The sequence below is a fragment of the Pseudomonas sp. SAR267 genome, assembly GCF_052077595.1.
GTDB lineage: Bacteria > Pseudomonadota > Gammaproteobacteria > Pseudomonadales > Pseudomonadaceae > Aquipseudomonas > Aquipseudomonas vlassakiae.
This window is the reverse complement of sequence record NZ_JBQIHU010000001.1, coordinates 5,769,962-5,785,404: the sequence shown is the minus strand read 5'-3', so window position 1 is coordinate 5,785,404 and position 15,443 is coordinate 5,769,962. Positions and strand designations below refer to the sequence as shown.

Annotated in this window: 18 protein-coding genes; all 18 read right to left on the bottom strand. The window is 65.9% G+C overall.

Going from position 1 to position 15,443, the window contains the following annotated elements; all coding sequences use genetic code 11:
• Positions 1-18 precede the first annotated feature (18 nt).
• Positions 19-870 (bottom strand): CsgG/HfaB family protein, encoded by an 852-nt coding sequence (locus ACTORR_RS27425; RefSeq protein ID WP_054885270.1) that lies wholly within the window; start codon positions 868-870, stop codon positions 19-21.
• Between the two features lie 34 nt (positions 871-904).
• On the bottom strand, positions 905-1,318 hold the full coding sequence (locus ACTORR_RS27420; RefSeq protein ID WP_054885271.1) for a curli assembly protein CsgF: 414 nt from the start codon (positions 1,316-1,318) through the stop codon (positions 905-907).
• Complete coding sequence (gene csgE / locus ACTORR_RS27415) at positions 1,315-1,716, bottom strand: curli production assembly/transport protein CsgE (RefSeq protein ID WP_099814001.1); 402 nt, start codon at positions 1,714-1,716, stop codon at positions 1,315-1,317. The genes ACTORR_RS27420 and csgE overlap by 4 nt, the downstream gene beginning before the upstream one ends.
• Entirely contained in the window at positions 1,713-2,240 is a 528-nt protein-coding gene (locus ACTORR_RS27410; protein ID WP_054885273.1) for a type II secretion system protein, read from the bottom strand. Before ACTORR_RS27410 ends, csgE begins: the two co-directional genes overlap by 4 nt.
• Positions 2,215-2,589: a type II secretion system protein gene (locus ACTORR_RS27405; protein ID WP_054885274.1), complete on the bottom strand. Its 375-nt coding sequence runs from the start codon at positions 2,587-2,589 to the stop codon at positions 2,215-2,217. Before ACTORR_RS27405 ends, ACTORR_RS27410 begins: the two co-directional genes overlap by 26 nt.
• A gap of 5 nt (positions 2,590-2,594) precedes the next feature.
• Entirely contained in the window at positions 2,595-3,068 is a 474-nt protein-coding gene (locus tag ACTORR_RS27400; RefSeq protein ID WP_054885275.1) for a type II secretion system protein, read from the bottom strand.
• A complete protein-coding gene (locus ACTORR_RS27395; protein ID WP_054885276.1) occupies positions 3,065-4,945 on the bottom strand; it encodes a secretin N-terminal domain-containing protein in 1,881 nt (626 codons plus the stop codon). The genes ACTORR_RS27400 and ACTORR_RS27395 overlap by 4 nt, the downstream gene beginning before the upstream one ends.
• Positions 4,942-5,451: a hypothetical protein gene (locus tag ACTORR_RS27390; protein WP_313365679.1), complete on the bottom strand. Its 510-nt coding sequence runs from the start codon at positions 5,449-5,451 to the stop codon at positions 4,942-4,944. The genes ACTORR_RS27395 and ACTORR_RS27390 overlap by 4 nt, the downstream gene beginning before the upstream one ends.
• Positions 5,451-6,002 carry a type 4a pilus biogenesis protein PilO gene (gene pilO / locus ACTORR_RS27385; protein ID WP_313365678.1) on the bottom strand — a complete coding sequence of 184 codons (552 nt, stop codon included), beginning with the start codon at positions 6,000-6,002 and terminating at the stop codon, positions 5,451-5,453. Before pilO ends, ACTORR_RS27390 begins: the two co-directional genes overlap by 1 nt.
• A complete protein-coding gene (locus tag ACTORR_RS27380; RefSeq protein ID WP_262110255.1) occupies positions 5,989-6,531 on the bottom strand; it encodes a PilN domain-containing protein in 543 nt (180 codons plus the stop codon). Before ACTORR_RS27380 ends, pilO begins: the two co-directional genes overlap by 14 nt.
• A 1-nt stretch (position 6,532) precedes the next feature.
• The gene (locus ACTORR_RS27375; protein ID WP_054885280.1) at positions 6,533-7,324 is read right to left on the bottom strand and encodes a hypothetical protein; all 792 of its coding nucleotides are present in this window, start codon (positions 7,322-7,324) and stop codon (positions 6,533-6,535) included.
• Positions 7,308-8,990, bottom strand: coding sequence for a GspE/PulE family protein (locus ACTORR_RS27370; RefSeq protein ID WP_054885281.1), 1,683 nt, complete (start codon positions 8,988-8,990; stop codon positions 7,308-7,310). Before ACTORR_RS27370 ends, ACTORR_RS27375 begins: the two co-directional genes overlap by 17 nt.
• Before the next feature lie 60 nt (positions 8,991-9,050).
• Positions 9,051-9,584, bottom strand: a complete 534-nt coding sequence (locus ACTORR_RS27365) for a response regulator (protein ID WP_054885282.1) — start codon at positions 9,582-9,584, stop codon at positions 9,051-9,053.
• A gap of 237 nt (positions 9,585-9,821) precedes the next feature.
• Complete coding sequence (locus ACTORR_RS27360; protein ID WP_313364848.1) at positions 9,822-10,463, bottom strand: SurA N-terminal domain-containing protein; 642 nt, start codon at positions 10,461-10,463, stop codon at positions 9,822-9,824.
• A gap of 12 nt (positions 10,464-10,475) precedes the next feature.
• The gene (locus tag ACTORR_RS27355) at positions 10,476-11,840 is read right to left on the bottom strand and encodes a cytochrome c/ABC transporter substrate-binding protein (RefSeq protein ID WP_409521019.1); all 1,365 of its coding nucleotides are present in this window, start codon (positions 11,838-11,840) and stop codon (positions 10,476-10,478) included.
• Positions 11,841-12,139: 299 nt separating this feature from the next.
• Positions 12,140-12,775: an SCO family protein gene (locus ACTORR_RS27350; protein WP_409521020.1), complete on the bottom strand. Its 636-nt coding sequence runs from the start codon at positions 12,773-12,775 to the stop codon at positions 12,140-12,142.
• Positions 12,776-12,798: 23 nt separating this feature from the next.
• Positions 12,799-13,455 (bottom strand): SCO family protein, encoded by a 657-nt coding sequence (locus ACTORR_RS27345; protein ID WP_313364846.1) that lies wholly within the window; start codon positions 13,453-13,455, stop codon positions 12,799-12,801.
• Complete coding sequence (locus ACTORR_RS27340; RefSeq protein ID WP_441344088.1) at positions 13,452-15,440, bottom strand: cytochrome D1 domain-containing protein; 1,989 nt, start codon at positions 15,438-15,440, stop codon at positions 13,452-13,454. Before ACTORR_RS27340 ends, ACTORR_RS27345 begins: the two co-directional genes overlap by 4 nt.
• Positions 15,441-15,443: the final 3 nt, after the last annotated feature.

Here is a 15,443-nt window from a genome sequence, read left to right as displayed (position 1 = left end):
GCCAACCACCCAAGCCATTCACTGCTGCTGGTTCTGGCTAAGGAACTTGTCCACCTCTGCCTTGCCCTCCGCCGGATCCCCCGCCACTTGCCACAAGCGCCGCTCGATGCCCTGGGCCAGCAGATGCCCCACCGCGGCCTCGATCGCCGACAGCACGCACAGCTGCGCCGGTTCGTTGGTGGTGTACCCCACCTCAGCCTCCAGCAACTTCTTGAACTCGATGAACTTGAACACCCCGGCATTGCGGCCGATCGAGTAGATGGTCTTGCTGGTCATGACGTTCGCCAGCACCTGCCCGGTGCGCACGTCCACGGCGCGCAGGTTGACCGTGACCTGGTCGACCCGGTACTCGCGGGAGATGTCGACGCCCAGGTAACGGGCACCCTCGCCGCCACTGCGCACGTTGGTATCGTAGGCGATGATGCCGCCTTCAAGCATCAGGTTGGCGGCCTGCAGCGGGGGCAGTTCGCTCATGATGTTCTCGGGCACGTCGGGCTTTTTCTGCGAAGCACGGATGATCTTGCGTTCGGTCAGCAGGTTCTGCAGGCCTTCACGCTCCAGCACCACGAACCAGCCGCTGGCATTCAGCGCATCCATCAGCATGCTCGCCGCCCCTTGGGTGACGCTGGTGGAGAACGAGCTGGCCGGGGTCGGCTTGTACTGCCCGGTCTGGTCGCGGAAGCCATACACCACGGCCATCAGGCGCCCTTTGGGACGCGGCATGTTGATCAGGTCGTAGTAGGTCGAGGCCCGCGGCGTCAGGGTCGGGGTTTCCGTGTCCTGTTCGGCCGGCATCGGCTCGCGCAGGCCACAACCTTGCAGGCCGGCAAGTGTGGCGACAATCACTAAAGTGCTCAGCAAGCGTTTCATGGTGCTCTCTCCCCAGCTAAACGACCCGTCCCTCTCAGGGGTTCAGGCCACTGACCTCAATGAGCGAAGTTTCTCCTGTGACGCGGTCGGTGACCTTGATGCTCAGGGCACCGGAGTCATCGATGACATCGATCAGGAATGCGTCGGTGGCCATGCTGCCGGTCTTGCCGTTGCTGATGTTGTCCATCAGCTGCGACAGCATGCGGGACTCCAGCTGGTTGCTGAAGCGCTCCAGGGCCGAGGTGCCGCCAAAGGCGGATGCGCGGTCCTTGAGGTCCGGGTCGTCGTAGTCGTTCTGCGCCTGGGCGTTGTTCAGCAACCAGGTGCCGTTCAACGGGTTGCCGCCGAACGCCGGGTTGACCGGGGTGTACACCAGTTCGGTGGCGTGGACGGCGCAGGCGCCGAACAGCAGGCCAGCCGCAAGGCAACGGGGTATGCACATGTTCATAGTTCATCCCTATCCAGATCAGTGGTGTCCTGCAGCAGCCGTTGCAGCTTGCGCTGGATGACTTCCTGCTTGACCAGGTCGGCGGCCGCGACGGCCTCTTCTTTTAATTGCGTGACGTTCGGTGGCAAAAAGCGCCGGTACAGCACGTCACGGTCGAACTCCACGGTCACCAGGCTGCCCCAACGGGCATCCGGGCGCTCGCGTACCACCAGGTTGAAATCCAGCCGGCTGGTGGCGCGCAGGCGGTCGGCGAAGTAGTAGTAAAAGTCGTGGCCTATGTGCGAGATGGTGTTGTCGACGATGAAGCCCTTCATCTCGTCCTCGGAGTCGGCCATGGCTGCGCCCGGCGTCCCGGCTGCCAACAGCAGGCTCAGGCACAGGGCCTGCAGGCATTTCATGGCGTATCTCCCGGGCCGGCATGGGTACGAGCGCCGCCGGCACTTTCGTTGAAGGCCTGCTCGGCAACGAATTGCCAGTCGCTGTAATGTTCCAGGCCTTCGAAACCGGAAAACTGCATGTCGAAGCCACTGCGCTTGAACGGCGTGGCGTCGGAGCGGCTGTGCACCCCGGTGATACGGCCATCGATGGCGCGCAGCAGGCCCCAGTCGTCACTGTTGGTGATCGGGTCCGGGTACAGTCGGCGGATGTGCCGCTTGGCCTCCGGGAAGCGGTTGTCTTCGAGCAGGTCGGCCAGCTCCTTGGGGTACTGGGCCAGGCCTGGCGAGGCGCGATAGTAGCTGCGCAGGGCCTGGGCATACTGGCCGCCGACCCACAGCAGCTCGCGCTCGTGCTCGCGCTGGGCGACGCTCGACCACACCGTGCCGGTAGCGGCCAGGGCCACGCTGCTGATCGCGATCAGCAGCAGCACGCCCAGGTAGGTGAAGCCGGCGCTGGCCTTACCATTCCGCGAACAGGCTGCCATCACGCGCCCTCCCTGTGGCACCGCTCTTGATATCGGCGACGCCGCCGGCCACGCCTTCGGGCGGTGGCACCAGCTGCCAGGCGTCGCTGCGCTCGGTGATCGGGTCGACCGGGGTGTTGCGCAGGTAACGCTGCTCGACCAGTTGCTCCAGTGAATCCGGGTAATGGCCAGTGTCGCCGTAGTAATGGTCCAGGGCTTCGCGCAGCACTGCCAGGCTCTGGCGCAGGGTGGCCTCGCGGGAGCTGTCCAGGCTGTTGAAGTAGCGCGGCATGGCGATGGTCATCAGCGTGGCAATGATCGCCATCACCACCAGCAATTCGATCAGGGTGAAGCCTTTGCTGCGTTTCATGGCTGTCACCATTGCCCGTAAGGGATGTTGTTGAGGCCTTTGCCGCGGGCCTTGGAATACACGTCGAAGACGTCCTCGCCTTCACGCGGGTTGTCCGGGCTGCTGGCGTACGCACGCAGGCCCCAACCGCCTTCGTCCTGGTTCCTGGCCGCCACCAGCGGGTCGTGAGGAATGCGCCGCAGGAAGTAGAACTTGGCGCCCTTGGCACTGCGCACATCGCGCACGCCATCGACCAGCACCTGCAGGTTCGGCGGGTAGCCGCTGGCATCCAGGCGCTTCTCGATGTAGCCGGCGTCGAAGGCGCGCTTGTAGGCGTCGATGGCGTCGCGGATCTGGTACAGCGCCTCGCGCAGCTGCTGCTCCTTGCCACGGCGCACCACCGTCTCGGTCAACGGTGCAGCCATGGTCGCGAGCATCCCGAGCAGGGCCAGGGTCAGCACCACTTCGATCAGGCTGAATCCCTGCTGGCGGCGTTTCATGGCCGTGGGCTCACAGTAACGGTGGCTGGGGCAGTGGCCACTTGGCTCTGGATCGCCGGGGCGCTGTCCTGGCTATCGCTCGGCACGTCGCCTGGCACATCACGCACGGGCAGCGGCGCCGCCTGGCGCACCTGCATGCTCGACTCGGTGCCGGTGCCGAACTCCATGTCCGAAGGGCTCTGGTACGGCAGGTTACGCACGATCCGTGGGGTGATCGCCAGCACCAGCTCGGACTTGCTCATGTCGTCCTTGTTGCTGCCGAACAGCCGCCCCAGGCCAGGGATGTCGCCGAGGCCGGGTATCTTGTTGCCGGCGGCGTTGTGGTCGTTGCGCACCAGGCCGGCCAGCACCTGGGTTTCGCCGTCGTGCAGGCGCAGGCTGGTCTGCGCGTTGCGGGTATCGACCTGGACCGGGATGGTGCCCTGGCGGGTGGCCTCCAGGGGGGTGGCGTTACTCACTTCCAGGGCAATCTTGATCGCCACTTCGTTGTTCAGGTGCACCGTCGGCTGCACTTCGAGTTTGAGGCCCACGTCCAGGTAGGTCACGCTTTCGGTGATCACCGGGCCTTGGGTGGACGGTACCGAAGTGGCACTGATGATCGGTACCCGCTGGCCGATGTGGATACGAGCCTGCTCGCGGTTGCTGACGCGGATCACCGGGCTGGCCAAGGTGTTGATGTCCTTGTCCTGGGCATTGATCTTGGCCTGCGGTGCCGGCGAGATGCTGATACGGCTGGAGTTGATGCCGCGCAGCTGGTCGAGCACGCTGACCGGGTTGCCGTCGTCAGTCAGCACACCGAAGGTGTTGGGCCATTGCAGGCCAAGGTCGAGGATGCGCGAGGTGGCGACTTCCATCACCTCCACTTCCAGCACCACCTCGGGGTTGGACTGGTCCTGCGACTGCAGCAGCTTTTCGGCCATGCGCACGGCGTCGGGGGTGTCACGCATGGTCAGGGTATTGAGGCGTTCGTCGACGAACACGTCACGGGTCTTGAGCATGGTCTTGACCATGTTCAGCGCGGTGTTGGCGTCGATGCTGGTCAGGTAGAAGGTGCGCATGACCAGTTCCTGGTAGTCCTTGGTCTTCTGCGGCGAATCGGGGTAGATCAGCAAGGTATTGTCGTTGACGATCTTCTGCCGCAGCTGGTTCTGCTCCAGCAGCAGCGCCACGGCGTCCTCGATGCGCACGTCACGCACGAAGATGGTGGCCTTCATGTCCGGGCGCAGGTCCTTGTCGAAGATGAAGTTGATGCCGGCGACCTGCGACAGCACCTCGAAGATGGTCTTCAGGCCGGCGTCGCGAAACTCCAGGGTGACCGGACGCTCCAGCTTGCTGCGCAGCTGCGGGTAAGGCGTTGCAGTGCGGGCCTGGACGTTCTCGATGTCGGTGCGCAGGGCCACGCCCTTCTGGTTCTGTGGGTCCAGGCGCAGCACTTCGCGCATGTAGCGCTCGGCGCCGAACAGGTCGCCCTGGCGCAGCGCAGCCTGGCCCAGCGCGACACGCTCGTCGAGGGTGCGGATCAGCTCCAGATGGCGGATGCCTTCCTGGGCACGGCGGTTGTTCGGCTCGAGGGTCAGCACCCGGCTGTAGCCGGTGCGGGCGCTGGTGAAGTCATGGCGGATGCGGTCGGCATCCGCCTGGCTGATCAGCGCTTCCACCGCTGCCTGGCGACCGTGGGCCAGGGCGATGTTCAGCTCCGTGTCGCGCGGGTTCTCGCTCAAGGCCTCTTCCAGGCGGGCGATGCCGGCCTCGTACTGGCCCTCCTTCATCAGCTCGGCGCTGTCCTTGCGCACCCCGCTGGAGCCGCAGCCGGCAATGGCCACGCACAGCGCCAGGAGCATGAACGGAGCAGGCTTGCACGGTTTCGACGACTTCATGGTGCGCTCCCTACAGACAAGGTCTGTGACTGATGCAAAGGCAGATAAACCAGGTCCAGCTCATTGGCCGAGACTCTGTCGAGGCGATAGGTACTGTCGATCACGTCGCCCTTGCGCACGACGTAGAGCTTTTCGCCGCTCTGCAGGAAGATCTGCAGGTCGTCGCGGTCGCCCATGCGGCCGACGAACTGGAACGGCAGCGCCGGGGCGGTAGGGGCCGCCGCTACGACGGGTGCGGCGACTACAGGTTGTTCGGTGACCGTGGCCAGGGTTTGTGGCTTGGTCCATTGCTGGGCTGGGAACAGATCCCTGGAGGCCCTTGTCGGCCCTTTCGCGGGCTCGCCCGCTCCCACAGGTTCCGCAGGCGACGCCGACCCTGTGGGAGCGGGCGAGCCCGCGAAGGGAACAACGCTGTCTTGCTGCTGGAACCAATGGCCCGGTGCCCACGCCAACGCAGCGCTGATGCCCAGGAACCCGACCCATATCACTGCGCGTTGTGTATTCATCACGACCTCGACAGGTAGAGGGTCAGGCGCACCCGGCCGTTGAGCTCGGTGTCGCCGATGGATTTGCGTTTGAGTTCGAGGTCTTCCAGCACCAGGGTCGGCAGCTGGCCGATCAGGCCGCGCAGAAAGCCGCGGATCTGCGGGTAGCTGCCGCGTACTGGCAGGATGATCTGGTAGCGCGACAGCTGGGTCTTGGGGTCGACGCCCAGGGCGTACTCGCCGCGCGCCAGGCTGATGTGCTCGGCACTGGCCAGGTGATACAGGCGCTCGATCAGCTCGCTGGCTTCAGGCTGCCCGGGCAGCTGCTGGCGCAGGCTGTCCAGCGCCTGTTGCTCGGGCTTGACGGCAATCTTCAGCTCGCCGCGCTTGACCCGTTCGACCTGCACGCTGGCATCCGCTTCGTTGGCGCGCAGTTCGCGCACGGCCTGCCACTCGGGCACTACACCGGCCAGCGCAATACCGACGGCAAGTGCTGCGACGGCGACGGCGCCCAGGCCGACCGGGCCGATGCGGCGCAGTTGCTCGTGGAGGATAAGGCTAGGGACGCGCATGGCCGGTCTCCCAGGTGGCGGTGAGGTTGAAGCGCACCGGGTGCTCGGGCTGCCCGGCAACCACTTCGTGGTTGAGCAGCGACACATCGCTGAGCTCGTCGCTCTGCTCCAGACGCTGGTGGTACTGCAGCATCGCTTCCAGGTTGCGAGCCTCGGCGGTGATGCGCACCTGGCCCTTGCGGGCGTCCGGTGTCAGGGTCAGCAGTGCCACGTCCTCCTGTGGCTGCGCTTCGAGCATGGCGAACAGCTGTTGCCAGGGCCGTTGCAGTTGCTGCGAGACGCTGCGCATCTGCGCCAGGCGTTCGGCCTGCTCGCGGCTGGCGGCGCTGTTCTGCGGGGCGACCGGGGCCGGGCGGCGGCCCAGTTGCAGTTCCAGGCTGTGCAGCTGGGTTTCCAGGTCTGCCTGCTCGGCCTGCAGCTGCTGTTGCACCAGCACCAGCCCGGCGACTGCGACTGCGCCCAGGGCCAGCAGCGACCAGGCCAACGGGCCGCTGCGACGGGGCTGAAATTCCAGGTCGAGGCGGCGCATGTCAGGCCACCGCCCGCCACATGGCGCACAGCGGGTCGCTGTCGCCAGCGGGCTGGCACAGCTGCACAGCCGCCAGTTGCGGGACGTCGCCGCGCCCTGCGGCATGCAGGTACACCCGTGGCAGTTGCTCGCCGTACAACTCGCAGGTGCGTTCGATCAGCGCCTGCAGGGCCTGGTCGCTGTCAGCGCAGCCCTGGGCCAGCACCTGTTGCCAGGCACCACCAGCGGCCAGCAGCAGTACGCTGCGGCGTGGTTCGGCGAGCACGAACAGGAAGTCGCCCTGCTCCAGCTGCGCCGAGCAGCGGTTGTAGGCGGCCATCAGGTAGGGCTGCACCGAGCGCAGGCTCAGGCGGTTTTCCCGCCCCAGGCTCTGCAGGCCCAGCAGCAGGGCTTCGGGCAGCGCGGTGGCGATGCGTGCGGCCCCGGCGGGCTCCGGCGAAAGGACGATGCGCCAGTCACCGAGCGACTGGCCGTAGAGGTGCTCGAAGCAGGCCCGGGCGTAGGCATCCAGCTCGCGAGGCTGGCCGATGGCATCGCTCCACGGCACCAGGCAGAAGCGGCTGTAACGCGCCGACAGCAGCACGCGCAACGGGGCGCTTTTGACGGCGTGTTCGGCCAGCAGTGCAGCCAAGGCTTGCAAGGCCGCTTCCCAGGCCGGTTGCGCGGCTTCGCAGGTGAATGCGCGGCTGCCAAGCCACTGCGTTTGTTTGCCGCACGAGCGACCCAGGCCGACCCCGTCAGCGCCGAGCACGGCGCTGTACTTGTAAGAGCCACGATCAGATGAATGTGACACGGTTGATCTCCTCGAGTGTGGTGCGGCCATCACGGACCAGGTCCAGGGCCGAGGCACGCAGCAGGCGCAGGCCGCGTTGGCAGGCCAGCTGCTTGATCTGCGACAGGGGGCGGCGTTCGACGATCATCTGCCGCAGGTCGTCGTCCAGGTGCAGCAGTTCGGCAATCGCGCTGCGGCCGCGGTAGCCGCTGCCACGACACTGGCCGCAGCCCTGGGCGCGAACGAATGTCCAGCCGCTGACCGCTTCGCGGGTCAGGCCCGAGGCGGCCAAGGCTTGGTCATCGACCTCGCACGGTGTGCAGCAGTGCGGGCAGGCCAGGCGGATCAGGCGCTGGGCCAGCACCGCGTTGAGAGCGGAGACGAAGCTGTAGGGGTCGACCTGCATCTGGCTGAAGCGGCCGATCACATCGAAGACGTTGTTGGCGTGGATGGTGGTGAACACCAGGTGGCCGGTCAGCGCCGACTGCACGGCGATCTGTGCGGTGTCCGGGTCGCGGATCTCGCCGACCAGGATCTTGTCCGGGTCATGGCGCAGGATCGAGCGCAGGCCACGGGCAAAGGTCAGGCCTTTCTTCTCGTTGACCGGAATCTGCAGCACGCCGGGCAGCTGGTATTCGACCGGGTCTTCGATGGTGATGATCTTGTCCACGCCATGGTTGATCTCGCTGAGCATGGCGTACAGGGTGGTGGTCTTGCCGCTGCCGGTGGGGCCGGTGACCAGGATCATGCCATAGGGCTCGCAGGCCAGCCGGCGCAGGGCGCACAGGGTTTGCTCGGCAAAACCGAGGGCCTGTAGCTGCACGCCGCTGACGCGGTCGGACAGGTCCTGCTTGTCGAGCACCCGCAGCACCGCGTCCTCACCAAAGATGCTCGGCATGATCGACACACGGAAATCGATCTGCCGCTCGCCGATGGCTACCTTGAAGCGGCCGTCCTGGGGAACGCGTTTTTCACCGATGTCCAGCTCGGCCATGACCTTGATGCGCGAGATCACCTGATCGGCGAAGGCGCTGCCACTGGCCTTGCCAGCGCCATTGAGCACGCCGTCGATGCGGTACTTGATGACCAGGCCTTGGCCAGTCATCCCCAGGTGGATATCGCTGGCGTGCTGTTTGAGCGCGTCGTACAGGGTCGAGTTGACCAGCTTCACCACCTTGCTCTGGTCTTCGCTGATGCTGGTCAGCGACAGGCGTTGCAGCGGGTCGCTTTCACCGCTGGTTTCCGGGCCATGATCGAGGGCATCGACGGCGTGGAAGCTTTCTTCGTGGCGGGCCAGAAAGGTGGCCAGGTCGGCAGCGTGGGCCAGGTACAGCGGCGCGCCTTGCAGGTTGTCGTCGATCCAGGCCAGGCGGGCATGGTCGAAAGGGTCGGCGAACACACCGATCAGTTGGCCGTCCTGCTCGATCATCACGAACTCGTGCTTCAGGCACTGGGCCAGGCTGACCGTGTCGAAGCGCGCAGTGCTGGCCAGCAGTAGCTGGGTAGCCAGCACCGGGTAATGCAGGGTCAGGCCAAGGCGCTGGATGAAGCGGTCGGGGGTGTCGTTGGCCAGGCGCTCCAGGCAGTTGAGCAGACGCTCGTCGCCCGCTTGCAGGCGGGCCTGGGCCAGGAGGTCGCGGGGGTAGGCGCTGTACTTGCCTGCACCTGTATCGAATACGTCTGCCATGGCCTGCGACTCCGCTCAGGGGCGCGTCGCGGGCTGGCTTGGCCAGGGCAGCGGGCGCCGCTATTCCCCGGTGAGCAGTTGTTCGTCGTCAGGTCCTGGGGGCTTGGCGCCATTACGGCGGCGATCGGCCAACACCCAGCTGCCATCGTACAACTGCAAGGGGAACGATTCGTTCCTGTTCTGGCGTCGTTCGACAAACCCTTCGGCTGGATCGTCAGTGGCCCTGCGCCGGCGCTCGATGCCCATCAGGTCGAAGATCGCGCGGGCCAGTTCGGCCAACGGGAACGGCTTGAACAGGACATGACTGACGCCAAGTTCGGCAGCTCGCTCACGGACTTCGGCAGTCGGGTGAGCGGTGATCAGCACGAAATGGCACTGCCTGTTCTTGCGCACGGTCTCCAGGAGTTGAAACCCCACCATGTCAGGCAAGCGGTAATCCAGCACAATCACCTCCGGTGCCAGGCTTTGAGCCTGCTCGATACCGCTGGCACCGTCGTGGGCGACGTGAACTTCCAGGCCTTGCGCCTGCAGGTACGCTTGCAGGTTTTGCGCAAGGGTCTGTTCGTCATCGACTACCAATACTTTCTTCACCAAGGTCGACTCCCAAATACTGCCCGGTTACCCGGGTTGCGAAGTGCGGCCTCGACAAGGCTAGAGCAGGCTTCGTGCCAGGCATGAATTGTCTTCTCGCACCACTGTAAGTCTTTGATCCCACTGGGTTGCAGCACACCCCACGACGCAGGCGCAGGCCTTGTTCCCCACATCCGGGGAAACTGATGGCACTTTGCCAAAGCGCTATTCCCCAGCTTTGGGGAAACCCGTTCAAGGGCGTCAGTCAGCGATCTCCACTGTAGCGGATTCGCGCAAACGTTGGCGCACGGATTGGCGCGCCTGCGCCTGCAACTGGCCGATGAGCGCAGCCTTGGCCAGTTGCAGGGCTGGTTCGGGTATGACCAATGCACTAACACTTTGGTTCTGCGCTCCTTGCAGGGTTTGCCGGTTGGCCTGGTAAAACGCCGCAACTTCGGCCTGGCTGGGTTCGTCTACCGCGCTGAGCTGAGCATACACCCGCTGCGCGGCCAGCTCGCGGCGCATGTAATCAGCGTACTCTGCGCGATCGAATCCTGCATCTGCCAGGCGCCTTGCGAACAGTGCCGGGCTGGCGAAGGCTGCTTCGACTTCGCTGACTTGCGCTGATACCTGCTCATCACTGATGTGAATACCCTGGCGCTGGGCTTCCTGCCAGAGCAATTCCTTGTCGATCAGTTCATCCAGTGCTTGCTCGCGCAGGCGCTTGTACAGCGTCGGATTACGAATGCTGGCCACTGCCCTGCCCTGTGCCTGCAGATATTCGGAAAAATAGCGCTCAAGGCGCAGCTGGTCGATAGTCACGCCGTTGACCCGCGCAGCGGGTACGTCGGCCCAGCTCGCCTTGGCGGCCACCAGCAGCAGGCACAGCAACAGCAATCGCATGAGCACCTCCGTTCAAGGGCTGTCCGGCAACGGCCGGTACGGAGCGACGGCGCTGAAGCGCGGCCCGGGCAGCGCCACCGCGACGACATGGGCGCCAGCCATACCCTGGCGCCTGCCGGGGCCGAAGCCCAGCGCCGGGGTCAGGCCGGTATCGACATCGTGCAGGCGCTCCAGGGCGCCCACCAGCCGTTCGCGGCTGGCATCGCGCCCCATCTGCTTCAGGGCTTCCGTCAGCAGTTTGAGGGCACACAGGGCGTTGACCTGCAGCGACGCCTGCCGTGGGTCGAGACCCTTGCGCTGTTGCAGGCCAGCCAGGCTCGCCATGCCCTGCTCGGTCCAGTCATCGGGCAAGAACGGGTAGGCCAGGAACAGCCGTTGCGACCACTGCGCTGGCAAGCTGGCCACCGCTACCGCCACCTGGCTGGAGGCGGCGAGCAGGTATGGCGCACGCCCTTCGGCGTGCAGCGCCTGGGCTAGCGCGGAGAAGGCCTGGGCGCGGCCGACGAAGACGATACCCTGGCCATCGACGGCCTGGCCGTCAAAGGCCAGGATCGGTGCGGGCGTCCAGCCTTGCTGGAGCAGGCGTTGGCGTACCTGCTCAGCCAATGCCGCCTGATCGTTGCCGGCATACACCACGCGCAAGCCATCTGGCGGCAAGCCGAGGGCGCCCTTGGCATGGGCTGCCAGGCTCAGCAACTGGCTGGCGACACCCGGCAGCGGGTCGAAAATCAGAGGGCTGCCGCCGCTGCGTGGCGTGCTGCCGATCAGCGGCACGCCCCGTTGTTCGAGCAGTGTCGGCAGTTGCTGATCGAGCATGGGCACCAGCGGGGTGATCAAGGCGAACACCTGCTCCTGGTCCAGCAGGCGCTGCAAGGCGTGCTCGGCACTGGCCGGGTCGGTGTCAGCATCGGCGACCACCAGCTCCAGGCGTCGCCCATGAATGCCGCCCTGCTGGTTGATCTGAGCCAGGCCATCCTCCAGCACGGCACGTACCACATGCCCGGCTTCAGCCAGTGGGCCACGGGCCGGGAGCAAGGTGCCCAGGCGCAGCACGCCTGCTTCCACCCCGGGGTCACGTTCATCGCCCAGGCGTTTGAGGTAAGCCGTGAGGTTGCGCTGGTCAGCCAGGGTCAATTCGAAGCGCGGCATGGCGGGGTCCAGTCGCTGCCCCGCGGGGTCGACGCCGTGCTGGATCGCGCGGGCCAGCGTGCCGTCGCGGTAGGCCGGGTAGCGGCGACCGTTGCTTTGTCGCTCGCCCTGCCCGAGCGCCAGGCGTTGCCAGTCGAGGCTGGGTGGGCGTACCCCGCCTTCGGCGCGCCCACGCCCGTCAAGCCCGTGGCAGCTGGCGCAGGGCAGCACGCTGGCGGGCACGCTCATATCGCTGGCACCGACCCGAGCCATCAGCTGTGCGTCGCTGCTCGAGACCCCTTGCCGATAGAGGCGCTTGCCGGCCTGTTCATTGGCGGTAAGTTCCAGCGCACATGCTGAGCCGCCAATTACCCCAAAAAGGACGAATCCCAGAAGAAAGCGGGCCTTTGCAGGAACGGCCTTGCGTCGCGAAAGGGTCGCGCAGCGGCCCCAGTGACCCAGCACCCACCCATGAATGGCCGGGGCTGCTTTGCAGCCCTTTCGCGACACAAGGCCGCTCCTACAAGAATTGCGCAATTCCATGGCGGCTATCGCCCAGCCAACGGTTGCGCCAGCAGCTGCATGCGCTGGGCGATGGCCGCAGGCGGTGCATCCGGGCGGATCTTGCTCCAGCGCTTGCCGGCCACGTCACCGGCAATCAGCTGCGTCGAATGCTGCTCGGGGCTGGGCAGGAACTGGCCGATGCGCCCCAGCACCAAGTCGACATCAGCCTTGTCGCCGGTGAGGAACAGCCAGTTGGCGCTGTCCACGCCTTGCTTCTCGGCAAAGGCCTTGAGCGCTGCCGGGGTGTCGTTGAGCGGGTCGCTGCTGATCGACACGAAGGTCACCTGGCTGGCCAGCGCTGGCCCCATGGCGTCGCGCACCTCACGCAGCTTGCGGGTGATCAGCGGGCAGGCGTCGGTGCAGCCGGTGAATATCACGTTGAGCATGACCACTTTGTCTTTGAGCACATCGCTGTAGAAGCGCAGCTCGCGGCCGTTCTGGTCCTTGAGCACGGTGTCGGTGAACCACGCCTGCGCATCGCGGGTGCCTCCACCGCTGGTCATGGCCGGCGGTGCCGGTTGCGGGCTGGGCCTCTGTGGCCCATGGCCCTCATGGGCAAACGCTACCGCGCTGAGGATCCACAGCACGGCCACCAGGGCCAGCCAGTCAGTGCTGCGCATCGTGGTGTGGCGGGTTGTGCTGCTCATGGCTGCACCTCACTGCGTTCGGCGATGGCGGTGCTCTTGGCGTGGACGCGACGAGCACTCAGGCGGTTGATTTCCTCGACCAGCACGGCCGGGTCGGTGAAGCCGTAGTAGCGGGTCCAGTGGCCCGTGCGGCCGTCACCCACCAGAATCAGCGGCGGATGCTGGCTGAGGTCGGCACTGAAGCTGCCGAGGCCCTTGAGGGTTTCGGTGACTGCATACTGCGAGCCGGTCAGCCAGCTCCAGCCCGGGCCATGCTGAAAGGCTTTGGCGTAGCCCTGCAGGCGCTTGGCGTCGTCACGTTGCGGGTCGACGCTGATCGACACCAGCTGGATCTCCTCGCCCACCCGCCCCCCCAGCTGTTGCTGGACCTTGCCCATGATCGACGACACCACCGGGCACACCGTGGTGCAGCTGGTGTAGATGAAGCCCATGATCACCAGGCGCTCGCCCACCAGGTCGTGCTCCAGGCGCACCGGCATGCCGTCCTGGTTGAGCAGCGGAACGTCGGCAAAGCGCACGCTGGCCTTTTCCTGGTGGGCCATCGGCGGCGGCCCGGCGTGGCCTTCGGGGTCATGGCCGGCATGGGCCAGCGCCAGGTTGCTGGCCAATGCCAGGCTCAGGGCAAGCAGCTGGAAAGAATGCTTGGCGTTCATCGCACATGCCTCACTTCGGTCTGGGAAGCAGTAGCCGCTGCGGCTGGCAGCACGCGCAGGCTGGTGTAGTTTTCTTCGGCGAACGAGCGCCCGAGCGATGGCGATTGCACATGCAGGTACCAGGCGCCGGCTTCGGGCAAGGTCAACGCCGCCTGGTACACGCCCTCACCCACCTCTTCGAGCGGCAGGTTGCGCGGCAGCGAAGACGGCGCCAGGAAGTAGCGCAGGGTCAGGTCGCCCAGGCCCAGCCGTGGCCGACCGTCGTCGCCGACGATGCGTACCTTGGCGGTGAATTCCGTTTGCTGCGCCATGGGCTGGTCGAGGCCGATGAACTCGGCATGCGCCCCCCGGCGCTTGCTTGCCGCTGGCGCCGCGGCCACCTCGGTGCTGAAACAGTGGATGATCTGCGGCTGGTTGAGCAGGAAGGCCACATCGAACCTGCCTGCCGCCGGCATCTTCACCGTCGAGCCATACACGCCGGGTGCCAGCTCACGCAGGCTGCGGTCGATGACCAGGGTCGCGCGGGCCTGGTGACCACGGTTGTTGTAGCCAGACATCGGGGCGTTCATGCCCTCGGCGTAGAAGTAGGTGGTGTTGTCCACCGGGTTGACCACGAATACCGAATTGTCGTCACGCGACACCGCCAACCCTTGGGCCAGTGGCAGGTCGCCGGCCTGGCGGGGCGCCGCGGGGCCGGCTTCGAAACCCTGCACGATCGGCTGGCGCCCTTCGCCCAGGCTGCTGAGGTTGATCATGCTGACCTTGGGCGAGGCCAGGCCGCGGATGTAGGCATAGCCTTTGGTGAAGGTCAGCTGGTACGGTTCGGCCGCCACCGGAACCCGATGGATCAGCTTGTCGGTACTGGCATCGATCACCAGCGCCTGGTTGTCCAGGGTGTTGAGCACGATGCCATAGCGGCCATCAGCGCTGAAGCGCATCGGCCCGAGGCCTTGCTCGGCCTTGACGATGTGGCGCAACTGATGGCTGCTGGCATCGATCACCCGCACCGTGCCCTCTTCGCCGTCGGTGACGCAGACCGCCTGGGACAAAGCCGAGTAGGCCATCGACAGCGGGTGCGGGCCGACCTCCAGGGTTTTCACCAGGCGCATCTGGGGGATGTCGATGATGCTCAGCGTGCCGCCGTCGCGGTTGCTGACAAAGGCGTAGCGTGAGTCGGCGCTGAAGGCGATTTCGTGGTGCCCGGAGCCGGTGGCGAATGACTTCAGGGTGCTGCGCGCGGGAACGTCGATTACCGTGACCCCGCCTTTGGCCGGGTCGCTGCTGTTGTTGCCGACCCACAGCCGGTGCTGGTCCGGCTGCAGGGCCACGCGGACCGGTGACTCACCGGCCTCCAGGGTGGCCACGCGGGTGAAGGTCTCGGTATCGATGACTGCCACCTGGCCACGCTCCGGCATCGACACGAAGACCTGCTTGTCGTCGCCGGTGGCCGTCCAGTCCATGGGCCGGCCCGGCAGGTCGATGCGCGCCAGGGTACTGGTGATGCCGCCCACCGACACGGTCGGATCGATCACGGTCAGGCTGGCGTCCTTGTTCAGCACCAGCAGAAAGTAGCTGTTCAGGTCGAGCAACGGGCGTGCACCGATGCTGCTCTTGAGGAACAAAGCAACACGGGCCTTGCAGCTCTGGTCGCGGTTGCCGCCTTCTGCCGGTGCCGACTGTGCCGGGTCGATCCAGGCCCCCGGCGCCATGCCCGACAGCGGCTGGCCGCTGGCCTGGTCGGTGACTTTGAAGCGGATGTTGGCAAACGCGCCTTCACGCACGTCGCCGCCGGCCAAGGGGCGCGCCTCGAACTCCACCGTCACGCCGTCGCGGCTGAGCCGGTGCAGCGCCTGTGGGTCGTCAGGCTCCTGCAGCAGCTCGCGCGGGTCGCACCAGAGCTTTTCATACGCCACGCCCAGGCCGATCAGCGCCGCACCCAGCATCACCCCCAGTACTGCAGGCCGAGTCTTCTTGTTCTTGTACATGCT

Excerpts from the sequence above, each read along its gene's own strand:
- ACTORR_RS27425 (WP_054885270.1), bottom strand. The coding sequence starts at position 870 with ATGAAACGCTTGCTGAGCACTTTAGTGATTGTCGCCACACTTGCCGGC.
- ACTORR_RS27420 (WP_054885271.1), bottom strand. The coding sequence starts at position 1,318 with ATGAACATGTGCATACCCCGTTGCCTTGCGGCTGGCCTGCTGTTCGGC.
- csgE (WP_099814001.1), bottom strand. The coding sequence starts at position 1,716 with ATGAAATGCCTGCAGGCCCTGTGCCTGAGCCTGCTGTTGGCAGCCGGG.
- ACTORR_RS27410 (WP_054885273.1), bottom strand. The coding sequence starts at position 2,240 with ATGGCAGCCTGTTCGCGGAATGGTAAGGCCAGCGCCGGCTTCACCTAC.
- ACTORR_RS27405 (WP_054885274.1), bottom strand. The coding sequence starts at position 2,589 with ATGAAACGCAGCAAAGGCTTCACCCTGATCGAATTGCTGGTGGTGATG.
- ACTORR_RS27400 (WP_054885275.1), bottom strand. The coding sequence starts at position 3,068 with ATGAAACGCCGCCAGCAGGGATTCAGCCTGATCGAAGTGGTGCTGACC.
- ACTORR_RS27395 (WP_054885276.1), bottom strand. The coding sequence starts at position 4,945 with ATGAAGTCGTCGAAACCGTGCAAGCCTGCTCCGTTCATGCTCCTGGCG.
- ACTORR_RS27390 (WP_313365679.1), bottom strand. The coding sequence starts at position 5,451 with ATGAATACACAACGCGCAGTGATATGGGTCGGGTTCCTGGGCATCAGC.
- pilO (WP_313365678.1), bottom strand. The coding sequence starts at position 6,002 with ATGCGCGTCCCTAGCCTTATCCTCCACGAGCAACTGCGCCGCATCGGC.
- ACTORR_RS27380 (WP_262110255.1), bottom strand. The coding sequence starts at position 6,531 with ATGCGCCGCCTCGACCTGGAATTTCAGCCCCGTCGCAGCGGCCCGTTG.
- ACTORR_RS27370 (WP_054885281.1), bottom strand. The coding sequence starts at position 8,990 with ATGGCAGACGTATTCGATACAGGTGCAGGCAAGTACAGCGCCTACCCC.
- ACTORR_RS27360 (WP_313364848.1), bottom strand. The coding sequence starts at position 10,463 with ATGCGATTGCTGTTGCTGTGCCTGCTGCTGGTGGCCGCCAAGGCGAGC.
- ACTORR_RS27355 (WP_409521019.1), bottom strand. The coding sequence starts at position 11,840 with ATGAGCGTGCCCGCCAGCGTGCTGCCCTGCGCCAGCTGCCACGGGCTT.
- ACTORR_RS27350 (WP_409521020.1), bottom strand. The coding sequence starts at position 12,775 with ATGCGCAGCACTGACTGGCTGGCCCTGGTGGCCGTGCTGTGGATCCTC.
- ACTORR_RS27345 (WP_313364846.1), bottom strand. The coding sequence starts at position 13,455 with ATGAACGCCAAGCATTCTTTCCAGCTGCTTGCCCTGAGCCTGGCATTG.
- ACTORR_RS27340 (WP_441344088.1), bottom strand. The coding sequence starts at position 15,440 with ATGTACAAGAACAAGAAGACTCGGCCTGCAGTACTGGGGGTGATGCTG.